This window comes from Halobacterium yunchengense (assembly GCF_037031165.1).
GTDB lineage: Archaea > Halobacteriota > Halobacteria > Halobacteriales > Halobacteriaceae > Halobacterium > Halobacterium yunchengense.
The window spans coordinates 387,311-410,120 of record NZ_JAYEZL010000003.1 but is presented as its reverse complement, the minus strand read 5'-3'; the positions used below and the strand labels follow the sequence as shown (position 1 = coordinate 410,120).

Genomic DNA, 22,810 nt, shown 5'->3' with positions numbered 1-22,810 from the left:
CGACGTCGGCGAGCGCGCCCGGTGCCGCTGCGGCCGGCGCGTCTCGTTCCGTCACCTTTTATTCGCGGCGCAAGTACATCCGGCATGGATAGGCTCGAACGGTCCCTCCTCGACGCGCCGATCATCGAGAAGGACGGCTACCACTACTTCGTCCACCCCATCAGCGACGGCGTCCCGATGCTCGAACCCGCGCTGCTCCGGGAGATCGTCATCCGCATCATCCGGAAGGCGGAACTCGAGGACGTCGACAAGATCGTCACGCCCGCCGCGATGGGCATCCACATCTCCACGGCGGTCTCGCTGATGACCGACATCCCCCTCGTCGTCATCCGCAAACGCGAGTACGGCCTGCCCGGCGAGGTGCCGCTCCACCAGGAGACCGGCTACTCGGAGAACGAGATGTACATCAACGACGTCCACGAGGGCGACCGCGTGCTCGTCCTCGACGACGTGCTCTCGACGGGCGGCACCCTCCACTCCATCACCACCGCCCTCGACGACATCGGCGCGGACGTCGCGGATGTCGTCGCGGTCATCAAGAAGACCGGCCCGAACGACCTCGAGGACAGCGGCATCGACGTGAAGACGCTCATCAACGTCGACGTGCGGGACGGCGACGTCGTCATCGTCGACGAGCACGGCGACGGCTGACCGTCGCGTTCCGACACTCGGAATCGCCGTCTCCCGCGACAGCCGGCAGGACCCGCAGCGTCGTCGCCACTTTTCCGTCTCGCGGCCGTCGTCCCGGACATGCCGTCTGCACTGTTCGTCGTCAGCGAGGAGGGCTACTGGGGAGAGGAGTGCGTCGAACCGCTCACCACCCTCGACAGCGAGGGCTTCGACCTCACCGTCGCGACGCCGAGCGGCGACGAACCCGTCGTCGACGAGCGCTCTATCGACCCGGAGCAGGTCGGCGAGGAGACCGCCGAGCGCGTCCGCGAGGTCCACGACTCGGACCCGCGAATGAACGACCCCGTCTCCGTGACGGACGTCGAGGCCGCCGACTACGACGCCGTCGTCTTCCCGGGCGGCCACGGCACCGAGTGGGACGTCAACCAGGACACGCACGCGCGACGGCTCCTCCGGAACGCCGTCGCGGGCGACAGCGGGACGGCGCTGGTCGTCTGTCACGCGGTCGGCATCCTCGCGTGGACCCGGAACGAGGACGGCGACTTCCTCGTCGACGGCCGCGACGTCACCGGCTTCCCGAACGAGTGGGAGGCGGGCATCGTCGACGACCAGGACCGCATGCCCGACGGCCGCAAACTCCCGTACTGGGTCGCCGACGAGGTCGAGGCCGCCGGCGGGAACTTCGACCCCGAACTCGACGCCGACACGAGCGTCACCGTCGACGGCGACCTGGTAACGGCCCGCGGCCCCGAGTCCTCCAGCGCGGCCGCGCGGACGCTGCTGGCCGAACTCGACGCGTAGGTGGCGAACTCCCACACGGCGACCGAAACAGAACCCTTAACTGCGGGAGTGGGCTACGGTTGAGTGCAGCGGGATGGGATAGCCAGGAGATTCCGCCGGGCTCATAACCCGGAGATCGGTAGTTCAAATCTACCTCCCGCTACTTCTCCGAGGAAACCGACCGGTGAGTCGCGTCTCCGCGGTCCGTTCTACGTCCCGCCGCTCGCGAGACGGCCGGGTTCGCGAGATCGCCAGTCGGTCGGCTCACGGGCCTGTCCGGTCCCGGGACCGCACGGCGGTCGCGACGCGCTCCCGGTACCGGCCCGCGAGCTCGCGGGCGACGAGGCGGTCGCGCGGGTCGACGCCGACGACCTGCAGCGTGGTGACGTACGCGAGCAGGCCGGCGAGCACGGCGACGGCGACGCCCGGAGCCGTCGCGCCGAGCGCGGTGCGGACGCCCGCCATCGCGGCCGCCATGACGACGCCGGCCAGCACCGGCGGGAGGAAGCTGGCGTCGAACGGCCACAGCCCCTCGAAGCGGCGGAGCAACACGACCTGGAGGGCGTTCTGGACCGCGATGGCGAGCGACGTGCCGAGGGCGGCGCCGACGAGGCCGAACTCGACCACGAAGACGTAGGTGAGCGCGACGTTCAGCGCGGCGAGCAGCCAGTCGAGGGCCATGCGGGCGTACTGGTGGTCGGTCATCATGAGCAGCCAGCCGGTGGCGCCGACGGCGCTGCCGACGAACACGCCGCCGAGGTAGACGACGAGCGGGAGGTAGCCGCGCGCGTACGTCGGGCCGAACAGCGCGAGCAGCTCGCGGCCGAACACGACCTGGACGGCGAGCAGGGGGACGACGGTGGTGACGATGAGCCGCGTCACCGACGCGTAGACTGCGTTCAGGGTCGCGAGGTCGTCGGCGGCGTACAGCCGCGAGGCGACCGGCGGGAGCAGCTGGTTGAACGACATGAGGGGGATCCACGCGACCGCGACCAGCACGAGCACGACGTTGTAGACGCCGGCGGCGACGGCGGACAGCAGCGCGCCGACCAGCAGGATGTCGACGCGGTTCTGGAACACCTTCCCGAGGCTGCTCATCGCGACCGGAGCGGCGTGGTCGTAGAACTCGCGGGCGTCCCCCCTGGTCCGTCGGAGGGTCGGGCGGACGCCCGTGACCCTCGCCGTGACCGGGTAGCCGAGCGCGGCGACGACGAGCAGGCTGGCGAGGACGGCGCCGGCGACGCCGACGGCGGAGTAGCCGAGCGCGAGCGCGGCGAGCGCGCCGGCGAGGCGCGCGCCCGGCCGGAGGAGCTTGTTGAACAGGACCTCGCCGCGCGCGGACCCGGCGGCGCGGAACGTCGCCGCGTACACCATCACGAACCCGAGGAGGACGACGACGACGCCGAACAGCCGGAGCGTCGTCGGGAACGCGGGGTCGTTGACCGTCGCGCGGTTGATGCGGGGCGCGAGCACCCAGACGCCCGCGGCGAGGGCGGCGCCGACGGTCAGCGTCGTGAGGTACGCGAGCCCGGTGACCCTGGCCTGGCGCTCGCGGTCGTTCTCGGCGGCGGGGAGGAACCGCTGGAGGGACGCGACGCTGCCGAACGGCGCGAGCCCGGCGAGCAGTTGCGCGATGCGCCACGCGAGGGCGTACACGCCGTACGCGACGGGGCCGAGCCCGCGCGCGAGCACGAACTCGACGGCGGTGGTGAGCGCGCGCTGCGCGGAGACGCCGCCGGAGGTGACGACGGCGCCGTGGGCGACGGTCAGCAGGGCGTCGCGTTCCTCGTCGGGGACGTCGTCGGGAGCCTCGCCCATCGGTGACTACTCGCGGCGTGTCGGCTGCCGGCATTAAGTAATTCGATGCGGTCGTTCGGCCGTCGCGGGGCGCCACTCGTCGCTACCGAACCCGAAAGCGTTTAGCGTGCCGTCCGTACGGTTCGACCGATGGAGTACGGCGTCGTCGTCCGGTGGTGGCTGTTCTACCAGGTACTGCTCGTGGTGGGGCTGCCGTTCGCGGCGCGTCTGCTGCCGGACTCCCCCGACCGCGGCGCGTCGGTCGCGGCGCCGGTCGGGATGGTCGCGCTCGCGGTGCCGACGCTGTGGGTCGGCCACCTCGCGTTCGGCCTGCTGCCGGTCGCTGGCGTCGCGGTGGCGGTGCTGGCGGCGTCGGCGTGGCTGGCGCGCGGCGGCGTCGACGTCCCGCGGCGCGCGCTCGCCGAGGTGGTCGCGGTGTTCACGGTGGCGTTCCTGTTCCTCCTCGCGGTGCGCGCGGCGAGCCAGGGCGTCCACCCGTACGGCGGCGAGAAGTTCCTGGACTTCGGGCTGCTGCAGACGCTGCTGCGCGCCGACCGCCTGCCGCCGCTGGACTTCTGGTTCGCGGGCGAGCGCGTCGTCTACTACTACGGCGGCCACCTCGCGACCGCGGTGTTCGCGCTGCTGACCGGGACGTCGGCGCGGTTCGCGTACGACCCGGCGCTGGCGGGCTTCTACGCGATGGCGGTGACGGCGGCGTACGGCCTCGCGTCGACGGTCGCGGCGCGCAGCGTCGTCGACGACGTCGCGGGCGTGCGGCCGGAGACGGCCCTCGGCGTCGCGGCGGCGGTGTTCGCGCTCGGGGTCGTCGCCGTCGACGTGCCGTGGTACTACCTCGCCGCGCCGGCGGCGTTCGCGGCGGCCGTCCTCGCCGGGTCGACGCGCGTCCGCGCCGGCGTGCTCGCGGCGTTCGTCTACGGGTTCGGCGCGAACCTCGTCACGCCGGTCAGGCTGCTCGCCGCGAGCTTCGACGTGGTGCGACGGGCCGTGGTCGCGGCGGGCATCAAGTCGAACCGCGCGCCCGCGGTCACGGTCGAGCGCTTCGACATGTGGCACGCGAGCCGCGTGGTGGAAGTCGGCATCAACGAGTTCCCGCTGTTCGCGTACCTCAACGGCGACCTGCACGCGCACATGATGAGCGTGCCCGTGCTGTTCGTCGCCGTCGCGGTCGGACTCGCCTACCACCGGACGCCGGCCGGCGACCTGCGGCGCCGCTGGGCGCTGCTGTTCGGTGGGTTCCCGGTGGCCGCGGCGACGATTCTCACCGTGAACACGTGGAGTTTCCCCGCCGTCGCGGGCGTGGCGTGGCTCGCGGTCGCGCTCGCGGACGCGCCGCCACGCACGCTCCTGCCCGGCGACCTCGCCGACCGACTGGCCCGTGCGGCGCGGCCGACGCGGGAGCTCCAGCGCGTGGTCCTCGCCGCCGTCGTCGCGGTCGCCGTCGCGCTGCTGGCGCTCGCCGTCGCGTGGCCGTTCGTCTGGAGCGTGCTGCTCGCGGGCGCGAGCAACCAGCACCCGGCGGCGTTCCCCGCGCCGACCCAACTCGGGGCGTTCGTGCTCGTGCACGGGCTGTTCCTCGTCACGTTCGCCGCGTACCTCGTCTCGCGGGCCGCGCGCGACCGCTCGGACTGGGCGGCCGCCGGGCTGGCGGCGGTCGCCGCGGTGGCGGTCGCGGCGGTGTTCGACCCCGTCGTCGCGGGCGTCCGCGTCGGCGTCGTCGCCGTGCTGCTCGCCGGGCCGCTGCTCGCCGGCGCGTGGGCGCTGCGGCGCCGCGAGGCCGTCGGGTTCGAGGGCGTGCTCGTGGTGGCCGGCGCGGGCCTCGTCGTGCTCGTGGAGTACGTCTACCTCGCGGACGCGGCGTCCTACGAGCGGTTCAACACCGTCTTCAAGGTGTACGCGCAGGTGTGGGCGCTCTGGACGGTGCCTGCCGGCGTCGCGCTCGCCGCGCTCGCCGCGCGGACGCCGTCGGCGACGCGGCTGCGCGAGGCCGGCGGCACGGCGCTCGTCGTCGCGCTCGTGGTGTCGGCGTCCCTCTACGGCGCGTTCGCCGTCTCGACGCACTTCGACACCGCCGACGACGCGACGCTGGACGCCTACGAGCACGTCTGGGACGAGCGCCCCGACGAGGCGGCGGCCGTCGAGTGGCTCGCCGACCGGCCCGGCCAGCCCACCATCGCGTCCGCGCCCGGGACGACGCCGTACTCCTGGCAGAACCCGGCCTCGAGCCTCACGGGGGTTCCGACCGTGGCGGGCTGGGTGCACGCCGCGAACTACCACAGCGAGGACGCCTACGACCAGCGCGTCAGCGACGTCGGCATCGTCTACGAGACGACGGACGCGCGCTCGCGGGCGGTCGTCCTCGAGAAACGCGACGTCCGGTACGTCTGGGTCGGGCCGATCGAGCGCGGCCGCTACGACGTCGCCATCTCGGCCCAGGAACCGGGCGTCAGCGTGGCGTTCCGGAACGACGGCGTCACCGTCTACGAGGTCGACCAGTCCGCGCTCACGGACCGCGAGAACGAGTAGGCCTCAGACCGCGAGGTCGCCGGCGCGCTTCTTCACGGTGACGTCCTCGGCGTCGACGGTCTCGACGTCGAGCCAGTGCGGGATGAAGTTCCGCTGCTCGTAGTCCTCGAGCTCGTCGGCGTCGCCCATGACACACCACAGCTGGACCTCGTCGGGGCCGTGCCAGTCGCCGTTCCGCGTCACCTGGAAGAGGACCTTCTGTTCGCCGTCGTACTCGATGACGGCGTCACGGCGGACGCCGGGGTCGCCGTGAATGATGAGCCGTTTCATGCACGCGGCTTCGGCGGGTGCCGGATTAAACGCTTCGAAGGCCGCTCCGGCCGTGCGACCGCTGCCGGTCGGCGAGCGGGCCGCGAGTGGTCTCACTCGCCCCGGGTGGCCGCGAGTGGTCTCACTCGTCTCGCGTGACGCCGACGGCGCGGACGGGCGCGCCGTCCGTCGACAGCGCGAGCGGGTACGCGCGGAGTTCGAAGCGGTCGCGGACGCTGCCGAGGTCCGCGAGGTTCTCCAGTATCAGGCAGTCGCCGCCGAGGAGCGCGTGGTGGGCCCGGAACCCCTCGGGCTCGTCGCCGCCGGCGTTCGGGGACGGCGTTGGATCGGGGTTGAGCGCGTCCACCGCGACGGCGAGTCCGCGGTCCGCGCACGCCTCGGCCGCGTCCGGCGCGAGGTAGGGGTGGTCGAGGTAGCCGTCGGTCCCCCAGTGGGCGTCCCAGCCGGTCCAGAACGCGACGAGGTCCGCGTCGACGTCCGGAACTCGGTCGGCTGGAATCGGGTCGCGAGCGCCGAGGTCGCGGCAGTCCACGCGCACCGCGTCGAACACGAAGCGCTCGATTGGGTACTCGTCGAGGGTCTTCCCGTCCGGTTCGGTGTGCGCGGGCGCGTCGACGTGCGTGCCGGTGTGGCTGCCGCACGCGACGGCTTCGACGTGGTAGCCGTCCTCGTCGTGGGTCGCGGCGGGTTCGACCGCGACCTCGGGGTCGCCGGGGAACGTCTGCATGCCGGTCTCGATGGGGTGGCTGAGGTCGCGGTGCACACGACGGCTCGCGTCCGCTGGCCGGAAAGCGTTGTCGCCGCCACCACTACGCTTAAGCGCGCGTCGGCGAGTGTGTGCGTCGTGACCACCGACGCCGTCCGAGCCGTCGCGCCCGACGTCTACGACCTCACGCTGGAGCGCAGCGACGCGCGGTACCGCGCGTTCCTCGTGGACGACGGCCGGCCGACGCTCGTCGACTGCGGGTTCGACCGCACGACGGACGCGCTGTTCGACCGGCTGGCGACCCTCGGCGTCGCACCGGACCGCCTCGTCGTGACACACGTCCACCCGGACCACAGCGGCGGCTTCGACGCCGTCGTCGACCGCTACGACCCCGAGACGTGGGTGCCCGCGGAGTCCACGCACGACTTCGCGAACGAACCGGCCTACCGCTACGGGCACGAGGACCCGGTCGGGCCGTTCGAGGCCGTCCACGTGCCCGGCCACACCGACGACAACTACGCGCTCGTCGACGAGGACAGGGGCGTCGCAGTGATGGGGGACGCCGCCATCGGTGCGGACTGGCGCGGCCTCCCGGCCGGCTACTTCGTGCTCGTGGAGGGCATCTACTCGAACGACCTCCGGGCGGCCGAACGCAACCTCGAACGCCTGCAGGCCTACGACTTCGACGTCGGCCTCGTCTTCCACGGCGGCCACGTCCGCGAGAACGCCCGCGAGACACTGGACGCGTTCCTCGACTTCCCCGGCAAGCCCGACCGCTGGCCGGACGCGGACTGACCGGGCGCTCGGCGCCGACGGCCGGTCGCCACCCGCGGAATTTCGGGCGGGCCGGCGCCCCCGAACCAAACGGATTTTAAACAACCGCGTCCAAGCCACGAGCAACAGAGCTGATCTAGCCTATGGAGATGCCACGCCGATTCAACAGCTACTGCCCGCACTGCGACGCACACGAACAGATCGAGGTCGAGAAGGTCCGCACCGGCCGCTCGTCCGGCATGAAGTGGGACGCTCGCCGCACGAAGCGCGCGAACGCCTCCATCGGGAACCACGGCCGGTTCTCGAAGGTGCCGGTCGGCAACAAGCCGACGAAGAAGACCGACCTCAAGTACCGCTGCAGCGAGTGTGGCAAGGCCCACCTCCGCGAGGGGTGGCGCACCGGCCGTCTCGTCTTCCAGGACTGACGATGACGGGGAGCTTCTTCAGGGTCGCGTGCCCGGACTGCGAGAACGAACAGGTCGTCTTCGGGAAGGCCTCAACGGAGGTCGCCTGCGCCGTCTGCGGGACGACGCTCGCGCGTCCGACCGGCGGCGACGCGGCGTTCTCCGGTGAGATCCTCGAGACCGTCGAGGCGAGATGAAGTACGAGGGCTGGCCCGACGAGGGCGAACTCGTCGTCGGCAAGGTCGACGACATCGAGGACTTCGGCGTGTTCGTCGACCTCGAGGAGTACGAGGGCAAGCGCGGCCTCGTGCACGTCAGCGAAGTGGCCAGCGGCTGGATCAAGAACGTCCGCGACCACGTCAACGAGGACCAGACCGTCGTCGCGAAGGTCCTGGACGTCGACGAGTCCGCCCAGCAGATCGACCTCTCGCTGAAGGACGTCAACGACCACCAGCGGTCGGACAAGATCCAGGACTGGAAGAACGAGCAGAAGGCGGACAAGTGGCTGACGCTGGCGTTCGGCGAGGACATGGCCGACGACCAGTTCCGCCGCATCGCGAACGTCCTGCTCGCCGAGTTCGGCAGCCTCTACGAGGGGTTCGAACAGGCCGCGATTCACGGCTACGAGGCCCTGGCGGGCACCGACCTCGACGACGACGAGCAGGACGCAATCGTCGAGACCGCCCGGGAGAACGTCTCCGTGCCGTACGTCACCGTCACGGGCTACGTGACGCTGCGGTCGCCGGACGCGGACGGCGTCGACGACGTGAAGGCGGCGCTCCGGGCCGCCGAGGGGAACGGCGAGGTGCCCGACGAGGTCGACCTCGAGGTGACGTACGTCGGCGCGCCCGAGTACCGCGTGCGCGTGCAGGCGCCGAACTACAAGACCGCGGAGGACGAACTCGAGGCGGCGGGCGCCCGCGCCGTCGCGGAGATCGACGACCAGGGCGGCAGCGGCGAGTACCACCGCGAGCGCGAACTCGAGGACGAGTAGGCCGATGCACTCCGACATCCGGGTGTGTTCGGCGTGGCGCGGCCGCCACGACCGGCCGGTGTACACGCTCGGCGACGAGTGCCCGTCCTGTGGCGCGGACGCGGTGAACAGCGCGCCGGCGCCCTTCGACCCCGAGGACCCGAGGGGTCGCTACCGACGCGCTCTTAAGGAGCGCACACGCGGGTAGGGTATGGACGAGATCGACATCGCGTGGGCGTCGGAACCCGACCTCGACGACCCCGTGTTCGTCGAGGGGCTGCCGGGCGTCGGCCACGTCGGGAAGCTGGTCGCGGAACACGTCGTCGAGGAGGCGGACAGCGAACTGGTCGCGCGCGTGCACAGCGAGCACTTCCCGCCGCAGGTCACCGTCGACGACGACAGCGTCGCGGAGCTGGCGGGCGCCGAGGTCCACGCGGTCGACACGGCGGGCCGGGACCTCCTCGTGTTGTCCGGCAACCACCAGGCCCAGGACAACGTCGGCCACTACCGCGTGTCGAACGCCTTCCTGGACGTCGCCGAGGAGTTCGGGGCGACGGAGCTGTACGCCCTCGGGGGCGTCCCCACGGGGGAGCTGGTCGACGAGCACGACGTCATCGGCGCCGTCTCCGACCCCGCCCTCAAGGACCGGCTCGCGGACGCCGGCGTGGAGTTCCGCAGCGAGGAGCCGGCTGGCGGCATCGTCGGCTCCAGCGGCCTGCTGCTCGGCCTCGGCGGCCGGCGCGGGTTCGACGCGGCGTGCCTGATGGGGGAGACATCGGGCTACCTCGTCGACCCGAAGGCCGCGAAGGCCGTGCTGGCGGTCCTCGAGGACCTCCTCGGGTTCGACGTCGACGAGGAGGCCCTCGACGACCGCGCCGACGAGATGGAGGAGGTCGTCAGCCGCCTCCGCGAGATGGAGGAGGGCCCGAGCCCCGGCGACGAGGACCTCCGGTACATCGGCTGACAGGCCGGCAGCGAGGCCGAGGGCGCACCGGCTGACGAGTCGGCGACCGGACTACCGGGGCGTCGGCTGACGGCCGGGCGGCCTCCCCGACGCGGCCTCCCGCCGGCGACTGACTTTTGCGCGTCCGCGCCCGAGTACCAGCCGTGCTGCCGGGATGGCTCGCGGCCGGGCTGGCGGTCGTCGGCGCGGTCACGGTGCTCGCCGCGGTCCTGTTCGTCGTCGCCGAGCGCCGGTACCCGACGCGCGACGTGTCGCCGGCCGGCGAGTACGACGGCGAGCGGAAGCGCCGCCGCGAGATCCGCGAGTACCTGCGCGCCATCGGCGAGCCGTTCGCGGAGGACCACCCCGTCGGCGGCGACCACGTCGCGTTCTACCTGCCCCAGCGGGACGTCGCGGTGACGTTCGACGCGCCCGCGTACTTCCGGCTGCGGGGCGGGGACACGCACGTCGTGCTCGCCGAGCACGAGCTCCCGGGGCGCGCGCTCGGCGGCCGGCTGCCCTTCGAGACGCCGCCCCTCGAGGAGGTCTTCGACGACGGCGCCGACGGGGCGGACGGCGCGGACAGCGTCGCGGCGGCGTTCGAGACGCTGGGCGTCGATCCGTCCGCGGACGCGGCCGCGGTCAAGCGCGCGTACCGCGAGCGCGTGAAGGACGTCCACCCCGACCACGGCGGCAGCCGCGAGGCGTTCGAGCGCGTGCGGGAGGCGTACGCCACCGCCCAGCAGGCCCTCGAGTGACCGGCGGGCGCACGCCTGCCGCCGGGTAGTCCGTGAGCGCCGAGTGGTCCGTGAGCGCCGAGTGGTCCGTGAGGGCGCGCCCGGCACTCCCTGCCGCGTCGCGCGACGCCCGGTTCGGTGACCGCTGCACCTAACCACGTGTAGGCCCGAGCGGGGCACGTGAGCGACACGCCGTCCTGGGTGGCCTTCGGGGAGCGCTCCGCGTACCTGCCGGAGGCGGACGCGCTGGTGGTCGCGGACCTCCACGTGGGACGGGACGCCGCCTCCGACGTGGCGCTGCCGCTCGGCGAGCGCGACGACCTCCTGGCGCGCCTCCGCGGCGCTCTCGGGGAGTTCGCTCCGTCGACCGTGGTGGTGGCCGGCGACCTCCTGCACGTCCACGGGAGCGTCCCCGAGGGCGCCGAGGCGACCGTCGACGAGCTCCGGGCGGCGGTCCGGGAGGCCGGCGCCGACCTCCGGGTCGTGCGCGGCAACCACGACGCGATGCTGGACGCCGTCGGCGTGGACGCCGAGGACGCCGTGGAACTCGGGGACGGCACCGCGGTCTGCCACGGCCACGAGGACCCGCCGGTGGACGCCGACCGGTACGTCGTCGGCCACGAGCACCCGGCGGTCGAGATCGAGGGCACCAGACACCCCTGCTTCCTGCACGGCCCGAACCAGTACGAGGGCGCGGACGTCCTCTTCCTGCCGGCGTTCACGCGACTCGCCAGCGGCACGCTCGTGAACGGCCTGCGCCGCGACGAGTCGCTGTCATCGATGCTCGCGGACCCAACGGGCTTCCGGCCGGTCGTGGTCAGCGACGGCGAGCCGCTGGCGTTCCCCGCGCTCGGCGACCTGCGCGGCCTCCTGTGAGGTCGGCCGCGGCGCCGGCTACCGGAGGTCGGCGGCGACCGCGTCGGCCGCGGTCGCCCCGCTCTCGAGGGCGCCGTTGATCGAGGAGTCGTGGGTGTAGTCGCCGGCGAGGTAGACCGGGCCGTCGGGCGCGCGGACGTCCGGGAGGCCGTCGTGGACGCCCGGCGGCTGGGCGAACTGCGCGAAGTCCACGCGGTCGGTGCAAAGCAGCTCGAAGTCGCCGACCGACGCGGCCGGATACCACTCGGCGACGGCCTCCCGGGCCAGCGTCGCCAGGTCGCCGTCGCTCTCCTCGCGGCGGCCGACCGCGGTGGCGGCGACGAGGCCGCGGTCGCCGGGCGCGTACTCGGGGGCGACGCCCGACAGCGGCGCGACCGTCGTGGGGACGTCGCCGGCGGCGTTGAGGTGGATGCGGTCCGTGTTCGCGAGCGGGTGGCCCGGCGGGACGCCGAAGTACTGGGTGACACAGCCCTTCCCCTCGGTGGGAATCGCGTCCACGCCCGTGAGCTCGCGGCTCGCGGCCGGGTCGGCGGCGACCACGACGGCGTCGGCGTCGACGGTCTCCCCGGGGACAGCGACGGTCGCCGCGCCGTCCTCGGCGTCGACGCGCTCGACGGGCGTCTCCGTGACCACGGTCGCGCCCGCGGCCGTCGCGCCGTTCGCGAGCTGCTCGGCGACGGCGCCCATCCCGCTCGCGGGGACGACCGTCCGCCCCTCGGAGAGCATCTTGAACGTGAACTCGAAGACGCGCTTGGACGTCTCCAGGCGGCGGTCGAGCGTGATGCCGCCGTAGAACGGCCGCACGAACCGGTCGACGTATCGCTCGGAGAACCCCCGCGCGGCGAGGTACTGTTCGATGGTGGCGTCCGGCCCCGAGAAGACGTCCTCGACGGTCTTCGAGGTGAGTTCGGCCCGCAGCCGCACCGTCCGGAGCTTGTCCATCGCCGTCACCTCCGTGTTGAGCGCGGACTCCACGAGCGAGCGCGGGTCGCGGAACGGGTCCGCGAGCACGCTCCGGCGGTCGCCGCGGCAGACGACAGCGCCCGGTGAGAACGCGCGCAGGTCGAGGGCGTCGAGGTCGAGTTCGCGGCGCGCGGCCGGGTACGCGGTGAACAGCACCTGGAAGCCGCGGTCGAAGACGAAGCCGTCGGCGCGCCGCGAGCGAACGCGCCCGCCGACCCCGTCGCGCCGCTCGAACACCGTCACGTCGAACCCGTCGTCGGCGAGCCGGCGCGCGGCCGCCAGGCCCGCCAGGCCGGCCCCGGCGACCACGACTCGGGAGGCTGTCATGGACGTTCGTTCGCCGCGCGCCGCCAAGTACGTGGGGGAATGTCGGCGGCGGAGGCGGTCCGGACCGGCCGCGTTCCGGAAGGGACAGGGCTTTTCGCTCCCGCCGCGAAGCACCGCGCATGGAGACGACGCCGGCCTTCGAGGGGCTTCGGTGCGTGGACTGCGAGGCGACGTTCGACCCGGACGCGGCGACCCACCGGTGTCCGGACTGCGGCGGCGTCCTCGACCCGACGTACGACTACGACGCGCTCGACGTGGACCGCGGGACGTTCGCCGGGCGGCGGTTCGACACGATGTGGCGCTACGAGGAACTGCTGCCGTTCACGGCCGAGTCGGCCGTGTCGATGGGCGAGGGCGGGACGCCGCTCGTGGAGTGCCCGACGCTCGCCGACGAACTCGGCGTCGGCGAGGTCTACGTCAAAGACGAGGGCCGGAACCCGACGGGGACGTTCAAGGACCGCGGGCAGTCGGTCGCGGTGACCGCGGCGGCCCGGCACGGCGCCGGGGACGTGGCGCTGGCGTCCGCGGGGAACGCCGGCCAGTCGGCGGCGGCGTACGCGGGACGGGCGGGCATCGACTCGCACGTGTTCCTGCCGTCCCGCGCGGGGTTCGCGAACAAGGCGATGGTGAACGTCCACGGCGGCGACATGACGATCGTGGAGGGCCGGATCGGGGACGCGGGCGCCGCCTACGAGCACGCGATGGGCGGCCACGAGGACTGGTACTCCGTGCAGACGTTCGTGACGCCGTACCGCCACGAGGGCAAGAAGACGATGTACTACGAGACGGTCGAACAGCTCGACTGGGAGGTCCCCGACCGCGTCGTGTACCCGACCGGCGGCGGCGTCGGCCTCGTCGGCATGCACAAGGCCGCCGAGGAGTTCCGCGACCTCGGGCTCACGGACGGCCTGCCGGCGATGTACGCAGCGCAGGCCGACGGCTGCGCGCCGGTCGTCCGCGCGTTCGAGGAGGGCCGGGACGTCCACGAGCCCTGGGACGCCCCGGACACCATCTGCGGCGGCATCGAGATCCCGGACCCGGGCGCCAGCCCCCTGGTCCTGGACGCGCTCCGGGAGTCCGGCGGCGGCGCGGTCGCCACCAGCGACGAGGAGATCCTGGACGCCGGGACGCGCGTCGCCGCCCACGAGGGCCTCGAGATGGGGGCGACCTGTGCGGCCGCCGCGTCGGGCGCGTGGGCGCTCGCGGAGGACGGCGAGTTCGGGCCGGACGACACCGTCGTCGTCCTGAACACGGGCACCGCGAACAAGGACGCCGACGTGTTGCGCTCGCACCTGATGAGCAAGGGAATCTAGTGACGGCCCGCGCCTCCGCCACCGCCAAATATATTCGTTAGACTCGTCTAATTCCACTCGTCGAATGCTCTCGGACGTCATGGAGGACTACCTGAAGGCCGTCTACGAGCTCCAGCGCGAGCACGGCCCCCCCGTCCGCACCTCAACCATCGCCGACCACATGGACGTGACGCCGCCGACGGTCACGAGCATGGTCGAGAAGCTCGAGGACCGCGGCCTCGTCAGCCGCGAGAAGTACAAGGGCGTCGAGCTGACACCCGAGGGCGAGACGGTCGCCCTCGAAGTGGTGCGCCACCACCGCCTCCTCGAGGCGTTCCTCGCGGACCACCTCGACTACGAGTGGGACGAGGTCCACGAGGAGGCCGACGCGCTCGAACACCACATCAGCGAGGAGTTCGAGCGCCGCCTCGCCCGGAAGCTCGGCGACCCCAGCGTCGACCCCCACGGCGACCCCATCCCCACGGAGGACCTCGAACCGCCCGAGGGCCCCGCGACGAGCGCGCTCGCCGACCAGGACGCCGGCGCTCGCGTCGTCGTCGCGCGCGTCAGCGACCGCGACACCGAGGAACTGCGCTACCTCAAGGACGCCGGCGTCGAACCCGGCACCGAACTCGAGGTCCTCGAGCGAGCGCCCATCGGCATGGTCGTCGTCGACGTCGACGGCGAGACGGTCCACCTCCCCGACCGCGTCGCCGCCGCCATCAGCGTGCGCGCCGCCGACGCCGCCGAGGGGGTGACCGACGCGTGAGCGGCTTCCTCGAGGTCGCGGGCGTCGCGTTCGCCGCCCAGCTCGCGGTCCTCCCCGGCGAGAAGGTCCAGTTCATCATCGCCGGGCTCTCCACCCAGTACGACCCGAAGGTCGTCGTCGCCGCCGCAGGCGCCGCCTTCGCCATCTGGACGGCCATCGAGGTCGCGGTCGGGAGCGCCCTCCAGTCGGCGCTGCCCGGCGTCTACCTCGACGCGTTCACGGGCGCGCTGTTCTTCGCGTTCGGCGTCCTCCTGCTGCGGTCGATGCCCGAGGACGGCGACCCCGGGCCGATGACCAGCGACGGCGGCGTCGTCGCCGTCGGCGGCCGCTTCGAACAGGCCACGATTCTCGGCCGCGAGGTCCCCACCTACTTCGGGGGCTTCCTCCCCATCTTCGCGATGATGTTCGCCGGCGAGTTCGGCGACAAGACCCAGATCGTCACCATCGGGCTCGCCGCCCAGTACGGCGCCGACCCCGCCATCTGGGTCGGCGAGATGGCCGCTATCGTCCCCGTCAGCGTCCTGAACGCGATGTTCTTCGACCGCTTCTCGCGGTCCTTCGACGCGCGGCGTGCACACCTCGGGTCCGCCGCCCTGTTCTTCTTCTTCGCGGCGGACGTCGCGCTCCAGCTGACCGTCGGGTTCTCGGTCTGGGAGGAACTCGTCGCGCTCGCGCGCCACCTCCCGGTCGCGGTCTGAGTCCGGGACGCGGCTGCCGCGACCGGCGGCCTTTTGGTCGCCGTCGAGTACGTTGACGCGTGCTCGACGCCGCCGTCTCCGCGCTCGCCGGCGTGGCCCTCGGGCTGTCGCTGGCCGCGCCGCCCGGGCCGATGAACGCCGTCATCGCCGAGGAGTCCGTCGCGCGCGGCTGGCGCGCGGGCTTCGCCGCCGGGCTCGGCGCGATGACCGCCGACGCGTGCTTCTTCGTGCTCGCGCTGTTCGGCGTCGTCGCGGTCGTCCGCGACAACCCGGCCGTCGAGACCGCGATGCTCGGCGTCGGCGGCGTCCTCATGCTCTACTACGCGTACGGCGCGTTCCGCGACGCCGGGTCGTTCTCCGAGGGCGCGCCCGAGGGGACGGACGCCGCGGGCTTCCGGAAGGCGTTCGCGCTCGCGCTCGCGAACCCCTACCAGGTGACGTGGTGGCTGACCGCGGGCGTCGGCCTCCTCGACCCCTCCGAGATCTCGGCGTTCGGCCTCCAGCTGTCGGCGGCCAACGGCGCGCTGACGGTCGCAGGCTTCTTCGCCGGCATCCTCGTCTGGATCACCGGCTTCCCGGCGTCGCTGCGGGCGGCCGGCGACCGCGTCGACGCGTTCGGCACGGCCGTCGCGTACGCGAGCGCGGTCGTCCTCGCCGTGTTCGGCGTCACCTTCCTGCGGACGGCCGCCGGCCTCTGACGGACTGGCGGACAGTTACGGACCCCTAACGGACTGGCGGCCGGCCGTCGGCCTCTGACGGCCGAACGGACCGCGTCGCCGGTCAGTCCCGCATCTCGGGGACTTCCGCCTGCAGCCACTCCTGGAACCACCGCACGCGCTTGATGCGCTGGTGGGCGATGGACTCGGCGGTGTCGCTCTCCACGCGGTCGGCGGCGTCCAGGCCGCGGTCGAGGACCCGGCCCACCATCTCCGCGGCGTCGACGTGCGTGCGCGCCTCGTAGCCCATCCGCAGGAGGATGAGCGCGACGCCGTTCGCGCCAGCCTTGTCGAGGACGTCCGCCTCGATGAGACACTGCGTCTCCAGCGGGAGGCTGTCGAGGCTCCCCTGGTAGGAGTGGTCGGCGACCGCGTCGCAGACCTGGTCGACGAACGAGGCCGGGAAGTCGCCGCGGGACTCGAGGTACTTCCGGGCGATGCGCGCGCCCTCCTCGGCGTGTTCCTCCTGGTCGGCGTCCAGCTTCGCGATGTCGTGGAACAGCGCGGCGACGCGCACGACGTCGACGTCTGCGCCCTCCTCGCGGGCGATGCGCTCGCCGAGCTCGACGACGTTCCGGATGTGGTTGAAGCGGTACGCGGCCGAGTGCCACGGGTACCACCGCATCCGCCCGCCGTCGTCCTCGTTCTCGACGCTCGCCTCCAGGTAGTCCCGGACGAACGTCTCCATGTCCTCGAACGCCGAGGCCGAGACCGGCGACTCCTTTATCTCGACGCCCACGGTCTCACCCCCCGTTCGTGGCGTAGTCGATAGCTCATTACTACTAGGAAGGCCTGTTTCGCTCTTTAGCCTTTTGCAGACTACGTCGTTGAGGCGACGCGGCCCGTCAGTACCGCACCCGTGACAGACGCGCTCTACCTCGAGGACAGCACGGAGACGGAGTTCGACGCGACGGTCGAGCGGGCGGTCGACGACCGCGTCGTCCTCGACCGCACGCGCTTCTACCCGACGGGCGGCGGCCAGCCCCACGACACCGGCGTCCTCCGCGCGGGCGACCGAGAGTGGCGGGTCACCGACGTCCGGAAGCGGGACACCGTCTACCACGTCGTCGACGGCGACCCGCCCGAACCTGGGACGGCGGTCCGCGGCGTGGTCGACGCCGACCGGCGGCGGGCCCACGCGCGCTACCACACCGCCCAGCACGTATTGTCGGCCGTGCTGCTCGCGGCGTTCGACGCGCCGACCACGGGCAACCAGCTGTACAGCGACCGCGCCCGCCTCGACTGCGAGCACGAGCGCTTCACGGCCGCGGACCTCGAGGCCATCGAGGCCGCCGTGAACGACGTCCTCGACGCCGCGCACCCGGTCGAGTGGTACACGCTCGACCGCGAGACCGCCGAACGCGAACTCGACCCCGTGCGCACGCGCCTCGACCTCCTCCCGGACTCCGTCACGGCGGTCCGCGTCGTCGAGATCGGCGGCGGGGACGTCGACCGCACCGCCTGCGCGGGCACCCACGTCGGGAACACCGCCGCGGTCGGGACCGTCCGCGTCACGGGCCGCGAGACCGCCGGCCGCGGCGAGGAACGCGTCCGGTTCGAACTCGACTGACCGCGGCGTCAGCTCCCGTCGCCGCCGGCGTCTGCCCGCTCGCCCGGCCGCTCGTACTCGACGATGGCGGCCTCGCAGTCCCGCATCGCGTCGAAGCGCTCCTCGTCGGGGTCGTCGATGGCGACGGACGCGACCGCCAGCCAGCCGTCGTCGTACACGAGTCCCTTCACCCAGTCGTCGGTGCCGAGGATGAGCTGTTCCGTGACCACGACCGGCTCCCGCGTGTCGGCCTCGACGGCCTCCTCGCGGTCGACGGGGACGACGAGTTCGAACGCGTCGGCGTGGTTCAGCCCGGTGACCTCCTGCTGGCGGAGCGGTCGGTCCGGCAGCGACTCCAGCGTCTCGCCCATACCGCGGGCAGGCGCCGTGTACGGTTAGGTCGTTCGCTCCCCCTCCGGAAACGTCTTTATTCACACAGTAAGAATCGGCACAAAACCTATATACTGCAACTGCTACCTCGGAAACGAGATGCCGGTCTGCCAGAACTGCGAGTCGTTCGTCACCAAGGACTACGTCCGCGTGTTCACGCCGCCGGGCGTCGAACAGCCCCGCGTCTGCCCGGACTGCCCGGACATGGTCCGCGACGGCGCGGACGTCCGCGAGGCCCGCGCGACCAGGTCGTAACGCCGAAAGAACGACGGGACGCCGTTACAGGCGCGTGACGTTCGTCGCCCGCGGCCCCTTCTCCGCTTCCTCGATGTCGAACTCCACTTCCTGTCCCTCCTCGAGGTCGGGGCCGCCGACGTCCTCCATGTGGAAGAACACGTCCTCGTCGGCGTCCTCCGTGTCGATGAAGCCGTAACCCTTCTGCTCGTTGAAGAAGTCGACCGTACCGGTTGCCATAGTCGGGATGCTCCACGTTAACACTCGCGTTCGCCGCACTTAACCTCTTCTGCCCTCGCACCGGCGAGTCGCCGCCCAGGACGGGTCGTGGCCGCGGACGGACGTCCACTCGGGTCGCTGTTCGGGGGGGTGGGTCTACTCGGGTCGCTGTTCGTCGGGGTCCGCGTCGTCGGCCTCGCGCGCGAAGGTCACGCCCGTCACGTCGAAGCGCGCGCCGCCGTCCTCGCTGTCCGCCACGTCGATCGCCCAGCCGTGGGCGTCCACGATCTCCCCGACGATGGCGAGCCCGAACCCCGTGCCGTCCTCGCTGGTCGTGTACCCGCGCTCGAACACCGACTCCCGGTCGCCCTCCGGGACGCCCGGGCCGTCGTCAGCCACGTAGAACCCGTCCTCACCGGCGCGCCCGACGCGGACCGTCACGTCCTCGCCGGCGTGCTCCACCGCGTTCCGGAAGAGGTTCTCGAAGACGCGCTGGAGGCGGCCCGGGTCGCCCCACACCGAGAACTCGTCGTCGACCGCCAGCGTCGCCGCCGGCGCCGCGACGTGGTTCCAGGACCGCCGCGCCACCGTCGGCACGTCGACCGGCTCGCGGTCGGTGACCATCTGTCCCTCGCGGGCGAGCGTCAGCGTGTCCTCGATGAGCGTCTCGATGCGGTCGAGCGCGCTCGCCACGTCCTCGAGGTGCGGGCTCTCGACGTCCTCGCGGGCGAGTTCGAGCCGCCCCTCCGCGACGCTCAGCGGCGCCCGCAGGTCGTGGCTGACGATGGTCGCGAACTCCTCGAGGCGCTCGTTCTGGCGCTCCAGCTCCGCGGTGCGCTCGCGCAGCCGCTGTTCGGTCTCCAGGCGCGTCAGCGCCTCGCGGGCGTGGCCCACGAGCAGCTCCGTGAGCTCGCGGTCCGACTCGTCGAAGGCGTCCACCTCGCGGGACACCGCCTGGAACGTCCCGATGTCGGCGATCGGCGCGGTCAACACCGACCGGTACTCGGGGTCGGCGGGCGAGATCTCGTGCTCCCGGAGGTCGTCGACGAGGATGGTCTCCTGGCGCTTGTACGACCGCGTCGCGAACGTGTCTTCCTCTATGGGCGTCACCTCCCAGTACCCCTCCGTGTCGAGGTCCAGCGACCACGCCACCTGGACGAGGGCCTCCTCGCGGTAGACGTCGACCGCCACCAGGTCGAAGTCCAGGATGCCCTCCGCGGCGTCGACGAGGATGTCGTAGACCTCCGACTCGCTGTCCGCCGCCTCGAGCTCCGTCGCCGCGTCGTGCAGCGCCGCGAGCGCCTGCCCGCGCTCCGTGCGCTCGGTCAGGTCCCGGACCGTGCAGACGAGCTCGCCGCCGTCGGTCCGCGAGAGCGTGTGGTCCTCGACGAACGTCTCGCCGTCGGCGCGCAACCCGGTCGTCCGCCCCCGCCAGCCGCCCTCGGCCTCGACGGTCGGCAGGATCTCGTCCTCGACGCGCGCGACGTCCGCCTCGGGGTACAGCAGCGACCAGTGCTCGCCGACGATCTCCGAGGGCTCGTAGCCGTAGAGGTCGGCGTACGCCTCGTTGACGTACACGAACTCGCCGTCCTCGTCGAGGATGCTGATGCCCTCCTGGGCGGCCTCGATGGCGTCGAGCTGTCGCTCCCGCTGGCTCTTCGCGCTCGCGGTGTCGACGTAGTTCAGCACGCGGTTCGCGAGGATGGTGTACTGGTCGGTGCCGCCCTCCTTCTGGAGGTAGTCGGTGGCGCCCGCGGAGATGGCCTCGCTGGCGACCTCCTCGCTGCCCTTCCCCGTGAAGAGGACGAACGGCAGGTCGGGGTACGTCTCGCGGACGCGCTCGAGGAACTCGACGCCCGTCTGCTCGGGCATCTCGTAGTCCGACACCACGCAGTCGACGTCGTTGGCCGCCAGCAACGACAGGCCCTCCTCGACGCTCGTCGCCGTGAGGACCTCGATGCGGTCGTCCTCGCGCTCGAGGAGCTCCCCCGCGAGTTCCGCGAAGTCGGGCTCGTCGTCGACGTGCAGCACGCGGATGGACTCGGTCATCGGTCTGGCTGTCGTCCACGAACAGACGACATCGGTGCTTAACGCTTCCGGAGTTGTCGGCCTCCCGAGTGGTTTCTCACCCCCGGGTAGTGTAGGAAAGTTGATGTACGCTCCGGTGAGTTTGCCGTCGGCACTGCTGCGAACGGCAACGTAGTCCCGGGCGGATTCGAACCGCGGGGAATCGAATCCCCTCGTCCTCTGGGTGTCGAATCCGCTGAACTATCCGCTCGTCACGTTCGTTCCGCGCAGAATAGTCCCGGGCGGATTCGAACCGCCGTCATGGGCTTACTTTCCGGTACGCAAACCCGCACCAGTCCAAAGGCCCATATGATTGGCCGCTACACCACGGGACTCCGGGCGATGCTAGCGGACCGCTACACAATAAGATTGCTTTTCATGATTCCACCGACGGCACGACCGCGTCTCCGTCCTCGACTCGGCGGTGGCAGGGGCGACACAGACACACGACGTTGTCCAGACGGTGGGCGTCTGCTGGGTCTCGAACTGCCGCACCGGTTCGATGTGGTGGACATCCGGTCGGCGACCAAGCTCCTCCGTTCCGGCACCACAGCGCTGGCACTCCTGATTGTCGCGCGCCCAGGCGGCTCGTCTGACCCTCCACCAGGACGCACCGTACGGAAACTCGCCGCCCTCCCACTGGTGGTGGGACGACCCCACGACGTTCTCGGACAACCACCTGCCGTAACACTCGAGGTCACAGAACTCGCCGTACGACGCCGAATCCACGCGCGATGGATGCCGTTCCAGCGTCTCCCCGCAGTGCTCACCGGGCACCTCGACGTCGTCGAGGGCGTCTCTCCCGCCTGGCAGTAGGCCATCCGCCGCCTGGACGCAGTCCGAACAGTAGACGCCGTCCTTGTCCGACGGGTCGTACTCGAAGGACTCGCCGCATCGCTCGCATTCCGTTGTCTCTTTCGCGCCCGAGTAGTTCCCGTTCTTCTCGCCCGACTGGGAGTAACAGTCATCGCAGTACGTGCGACGAGACTTTGCATCGTAGAAATCGGTACCGCAGTCCGCACACGTTCGGTTCGGTAGCGGGTCGTCGTGGACTTTCGTGTGGTGCTGGCCCATCCCCCGTTCGCTGGAGAGCCTCTTCCCGCAGGTCGGGCAGTCCATACCGGCGACACGCGCGGCCCCGACTAGAACCTTATCCCACTCAAAGAGAAGTCAATCGTCGGCCTCGACGCGCTCCTCGACGAGCAGGCCGCAGGCGTCCGCCTCGGCGTCGAAGCACTCCGGACACTGGGGCTCGCGGTCGATGATCATGTCGAGGCGCTCGGCGACCGTCTCGTCGATTACGGGCTCGAGCTGCCGGGCCTCCGCGCGGTAGTCCTCGACGTCGAGGACGTTCGCGAGGAAGCGCTCGAGGATGCAGTACGTCTGCAGGGCCTCCCGGGCGCGCGCCGCGCCGTCGTCGGTGACCGTCGCGCCCTTGTACTTCTCGTGGGTGACGAGCCCGCGCTCCTCGAGTTTCCCGACCATCTCGTTGACGCTCGCCGGACTCACGCCGAGTCGGTCCGCGAGCTCGCCGGTCGCCGCCGGGCCGTCCTCCAGTTGCTGCACGAGGTAGATCGTCTTCAGGTACTGGTCTGCGGTGTTCATGCGCGGTCCTCCATCAGCTTCGCGACTGCCTCGACGCCCTGTGCCTCCGCCTCCCGGATGTCCCGCAGCGTCGCGAGCACCTCGCCGCGCTCGACGCTGAACTCCGCGGCACTGGACTCGACGGCCTCGATGAGGTCGTCGTAGAACTTGTACGCGGTCTCCTCGCCGTGCAGCTGGTCGTAGAGCACGCCGTCGAAGTCCGCTGGCCCCGTCTTGCCGTAGCTCTCCTCGACGAGCGCCTTCACCTCCTCGAAGGGGATGCTCTCGGCGTCCAGGTCCGCGATCAGCGACTCCAGCTCGCGGCGGTGCTCCGCGGACTCGTCGCTGGCCTCCGAGAGCAGCGCCTCGATGGCGTCGTCGCGCTCGCCCTCCGGCAGCGACTGGTAGTGCCGGTGGGCTCTCGCCTCCACGACCTCCTCGAGGACGACGCCGATCTGGAGGAGTCGCGCGAGCTGGTCGTCGGAGTCGACGCGCGCCGCGACCGAACTCACGCCCGCCACCTCGCCGTCCGTGCGTCTCTCATTACACTACACTGGGAGAGTTGCGG

Annotated in this window: 27 protein-coding genes, 2 tRNA genes and 1 pseudogene; 18 read left to right on the top strand and 12 right to left on the bottom strand. The window is 71.7% G+C overall.

Translation table 11 applies throughout. The features are described from left to right. The first annotated feature begins 84 nt into the window (after positions 1-84). The 3 genes from hpt (at position 85) to U5911_RS11205 (ending at position 1,573) form a co-directional block, all read left to right on the top strand. Complete coding sequence (hpt, locus tag U5911_RS11215; protein WP_336037142.1) at positions 85-651, top strand: hypoxanthine/guanine phosphoribosyltransferase; 567 nt, start codon at positions 85-87, stop codon at positions 649-651. Positions 652-750: 99 nt separating this feature from the next. Next, positions 751-1,431, top strand: a complete 681-nt coding sequence (locus tag U5911_RS11210) for a type 1 glutamine amidotransferase domain-containing protein (protein ID WP_336037141.1) — start codon at positions 751-753, stop codon at positions 1,429-1,431. A gap of 67 nt (positions 1,432-1,498) precedes the next feature. Further along, a tRNA-Met gene (locus U5911_RS11205) sits at positions 1,499-1,573 on the top strand. A gap of 101 nt (positions 1,574-1,674) precedes the next feature. Here U5911_RS11205 and U5911_RS11200 read toward each other — a convergent pair. Then, positions 1,675-3,228 (bottom strand): lipopolysaccharide biosynthesis protein, encoded by a 1,554-nt coding sequence (locus U5911_RS11200; protein WP_336037140.1) that lies wholly within the window; start codon positions 3,226-3,228, stop codon positions 1,675-1,677. Between the two features lie 129 nt (positions 3,229-3,357). Here U5911_RS11200 and U5911_RS11195 point away from each other — a divergent pair, with 129 nt between their 5' ends. After that, a complete protein-coding gene (locus tag U5911_RS11195; RefSeq protein ID WP_336037138.1) occupies positions 3,358-5,751 on the top strand; it encodes a DUF2298 domain-containing protein in 2,394 nt (797 codons plus the stop codon). 3 nt (positions 5,752-5,754) lie between these two features. Here the strand turns inward: U5911_RS11195 and U5911_RS11190 are convergent, their stop codons facing one another. Then, positions 5,755-6,021 (bottom strand): HAH_0734 family protein, encoded by a 267-nt coding sequence (locus U5911_RS11190; protein WP_336037136.1) that lies wholly within the window; start codon positions 6,019-6,021, stop codon positions 5,755-5,757. A 121-nt stretch (positions 6,022-6,142) separates the two neighbouring features. Then, a complete protein-coding gene (locus tag U5911_RS11185; protein WP_336037134.1) occupies positions 6,143-6,784 on the bottom strand; it encodes a cyclase family protein in 642 nt (213 codons plus the stop codon). A gap of 81 nt (positions 6,785-6,865) precedes the next feature. Here U5911_RS11185 and U5911_RS11180 point away from each other — a divergent pair, with 81 nt between their 5' ends. From U5911_RS11180 to U5911_RS11145, 8 genes are all read left to right on the top strand, one after another. Continuing rightward, entirely contained in the window at positions 6,866-7,522 is a 657-nt protein-coding gene (locus U5911_RS11180; protein WP_336037132.1) for an MBL fold metallo-hydrolase, read from the top strand. A gap of 122 nt (positions 7,523-7,644) precedes the next feature. Beyond that, complete coding sequence (locus tag U5911_RS11175; RefSeq protein ID WP_336037130.1) at positions 7,645-7,926, top strand: 50S ribosomal protein L44e; 282 nt, start codon at positions 7,645-7,647, stop codon at positions 7,924-7,926. 2 nt (positions 7,927-7,928) lie between these two features. Then, positions 7,929-8,102, top strand: coding sequence for a 30S ribosomal protein S27e (locus U5911_RS11170; RefSeq protein ID WP_336037129.1), 174 nt, complete (start codon positions 7,929-7,931; stop codon positions 8,100-8,102). Next, positions 8,099-8,899, top strand: coding sequence for a translation initiation factor IF-2 subunit alpha (locus U5911_RS11165; protein WP_336037127.1), 801 nt, complete (start codon positions 8,099-8,101; stop codon positions 8,897-8,899). Before U5911_RS11170 ends, U5911_RS11165 begins: the two co-directional genes overlap by 4 nt. Before the next feature lie 4 nt (positions 8,900-8,903). Beyond that, positions 8,904-9,086 (top strand): RNA-protein complex protein Nop10, encoded by a 183-nt coding sequence (locus tag U5911_RS11160; protein WP_336037125.1) that lies wholly within the window; start codon positions 8,904-8,906, stop codon positions 9,084-9,086. A gap of 3 nt (positions 9,087-9,089) precedes the next feature. Then, positions 9,090-9,842, top strand: a complete 753-nt coding sequence (locus tag U5911_RS11155; protein ID WP_336037123.1) for a proteasome assembly chaperone family protein — start codon at positions 9,090-9,092, stop codon at positions 9,840-9,842. 143 nt (positions 9,843-9,985) lie between these two features. Continuing rightward, on the top strand, positions 9,986-10,579 hold the full coding sequence (locus tag U5911_RS11150) for a J domain-containing protein (protein ID WP_336037121.1): 594 nt from the start codon (positions 9,986-9,988) through the stop codon (positions 10,577-10,579). 159 nt (positions 10,580-10,738) lie between these two features. After that, positions 10,739-11,434: a metallophosphoesterase gene (locus U5911_RS11145; protein ID WP_336037120.1), complete on the top strand. Its 696-nt coding sequence runs from the start codon at positions 10,739-10,741 to the stop codon at positions 11,432-11,434. 18 nt (positions 11,435-11,452) lie between these two features. Here the strand turns inward: U5911_RS11145 and U5911_RS11140 are convergent, their stop codons facing one another. Continuing rightward, positions 11,453-12,724 (bottom strand): FAD-dependent oxidoreductase, encoded by a 1,272-nt coding sequence (locus U5911_RS11140; RefSeq protein WP_336037118.1) that lies wholly within the window; start codon positions 12,722-12,724, stop codon positions 11,453-11,455. Between the two features lie 119 nt (positions 12,725-12,843). On the opposite strand from U5911_RS11140, the gene U5911_RS11135 reads away from it, so the two are divergent. The 4 genes from U5911_RS11135 (at position 12,844) to U5911_RS11120 (ending at position 16,181) form a co-directional block, all read left to right on the top strand. Next, positions 12,844-14,037 (top strand): threonine synthase, encoded by a 1,194-nt coding sequence (locus U5911_RS11135; RefSeq protein WP_336037116.1) that lies wholly within the window; start codon positions 12,844-12,846, stop codon positions 14,035-14,037. 64 nt (positions 14,038-14,101) lie between these two features. Then, positions 14,102-14,785, top strand: a complete 684-nt coding sequence (locus U5911_RS11130; RefSeq protein WP_336037114.1) for a metal-dependent transcriptional regulator — start codon at positions 14,102-14,104, stop codon at positions 14,783-14,785. After that, complete coding sequence (locus U5911_RS11125; RefSeq protein ID WP_336037113.1) at positions 14,782-15,483, top strand: TMEM165/GDT1 family protein; 702 nt, start codon at positions 14,782-14,784, stop codon at positions 15,481-15,483. The genes U5911_RS11130 and U5911_RS11125 overlap by 4 nt, the downstream gene beginning before the upstream one ends. 59 nt (positions 15,484-15,542) lie before the next feature. Beyond that, complete coding sequence (locus U5911_RS11120) at positions 15,543-16,181, top strand: LysE family translocator (protein WP_336037112.1); 639 nt, start codon at positions 15,543-15,545, stop codon at positions 16,179-16,181. Between the two features lie 82 nt (positions 16,182-16,263). Here the strand turns inward: U5911_RS11120 and U5911_RS11115 are convergent, their stop codons facing one another. Then, positions 16,264-16,938 carry an HD domain-containing protein gene (locus U5911_RS11115; protein WP_336037111.1) on the bottom strand — a complete coding sequence of 225 codons (675 nt, stop codon included), beginning with the start codon at positions 16,936-16,938 and terminating at the stop codon, positions 16,264-16,266. Between the two features lie 120 nt (positions 16,939-17,058). Here U5911_RS11115 and U5911_RS11110 point away from each other — a divergent pair, with 120 nt between their 5' ends. After that, the gene (locus tag U5911_RS11110) at positions 17,059-17,769 is read left to right on the top strand and encodes an alanyl-tRNA editing protein (RefSeq protein ID WP_336037110.1); all 711 of its coding nucleotides are present in this window, start codon (positions 17,059-17,061) and stop codon (positions 17,767-17,769) included. A gap of 8 nt (positions 17,770-17,777) precedes the next feature. Here the strand turns inward: U5911_RS11110 and U5911_RS11105 are convergent, their stop codons facing one another. Next, entirely contained in the window at positions 17,778-18,119 is a 342-nt protein-coding gene (locus U5911_RS11105) for a DUF7964 domain-containing protein (protein WP_336037109.1), read from the bottom strand. Between the two features lie 118 nt (positions 18,120-18,237). On the opposite strand from U5911_RS11105, the gene U5911_RS11100 reads away from it, so the two are divergent. Further along, positions 18,238-18,393 carry a DUF7563 family protein gene (locus U5911_RS11100; protein ID WP_336037108.1) on the top strand — a complete coding sequence of 52 codons (156 nt, stop codon included), beginning with the start codon at positions 18,238-18,240 and terminating at the stop codon, positions 18,391-18,393. A 24-nt stretch (positions 18,394-18,417) separates the two neighbouring features. On the opposite strand, the gene U5911_RS11095 is transcribed toward U5911_RS11100, so the two are convergent. From U5911_RS11095 to U5911_RS11070, 6 genes and pseudogenes are all read right to left on the bottom strand, one after another. Next, positions 18,418-18,612: a cold-shock protein gene (locus tag U5911_RS11095; RefSeq protein ID WP_336037107.1), complete on the bottom strand. Its 195-nt coding sequence runs from the start codon at positions 18,610-18,612 to the stop codon at positions 18,418-18,420. Positions 18,613-18,747: 135 nt separating this feature from the next. Beyond that, the gene (locus U5911_RS11090) at positions 18,748-20,640 is read right to left on the bottom strand and encodes a hybrid sensor histidine kinase/response regulator (RefSeq protein WP_336037106.1); all 1,893 of its coding nucleotides are present in this window, start codon (positions 20,638-20,640) and stop codon (positions 18,748-18,750) included. 251 nt (positions 20,641-20,891) lie between these two features. After that, positions 20,892-20,993 (bottom strand) — tRNA-Gln (locus tag U5911_RS11085). A gap of 41 nt (positions 20,994-21,034) precedes the next feature. Beyond that, positions 21,035-21,777, bottom strand: a pseudogene (locus U5911_RS11080) (HNH endonuclease). Between the two features lie 51 nt (positions 21,778-21,828). Continuing rightward, positions 21,829-22,263, bottom strand: a complete 435-nt coding sequence (locus tag U5911_RS11075; protein WP_336037104.1) for a metal-dependent transcriptional regulator — start codon at positions 22,261-22,263, stop codon at positions 21,829-21,831. Then, the gene (locus U5911_RS11070; RefSeq protein WP_336037103.1) at positions 22,260-22,754 is read right to left on the bottom strand and encodes a ferritin-like domain-containing protein; all 495 of its coding nucleotides are present in this window, start codon (positions 22,752-22,754) and stop codon (positions 22,260-22,262) included. The genes U5911_RS11075 and U5911_RS11070 overlap by 4 nt, the downstream gene beginning before the upstream one ends. Between the last annotated feature and the right edge of the window lie 56 nt (positions 22,755-22,810).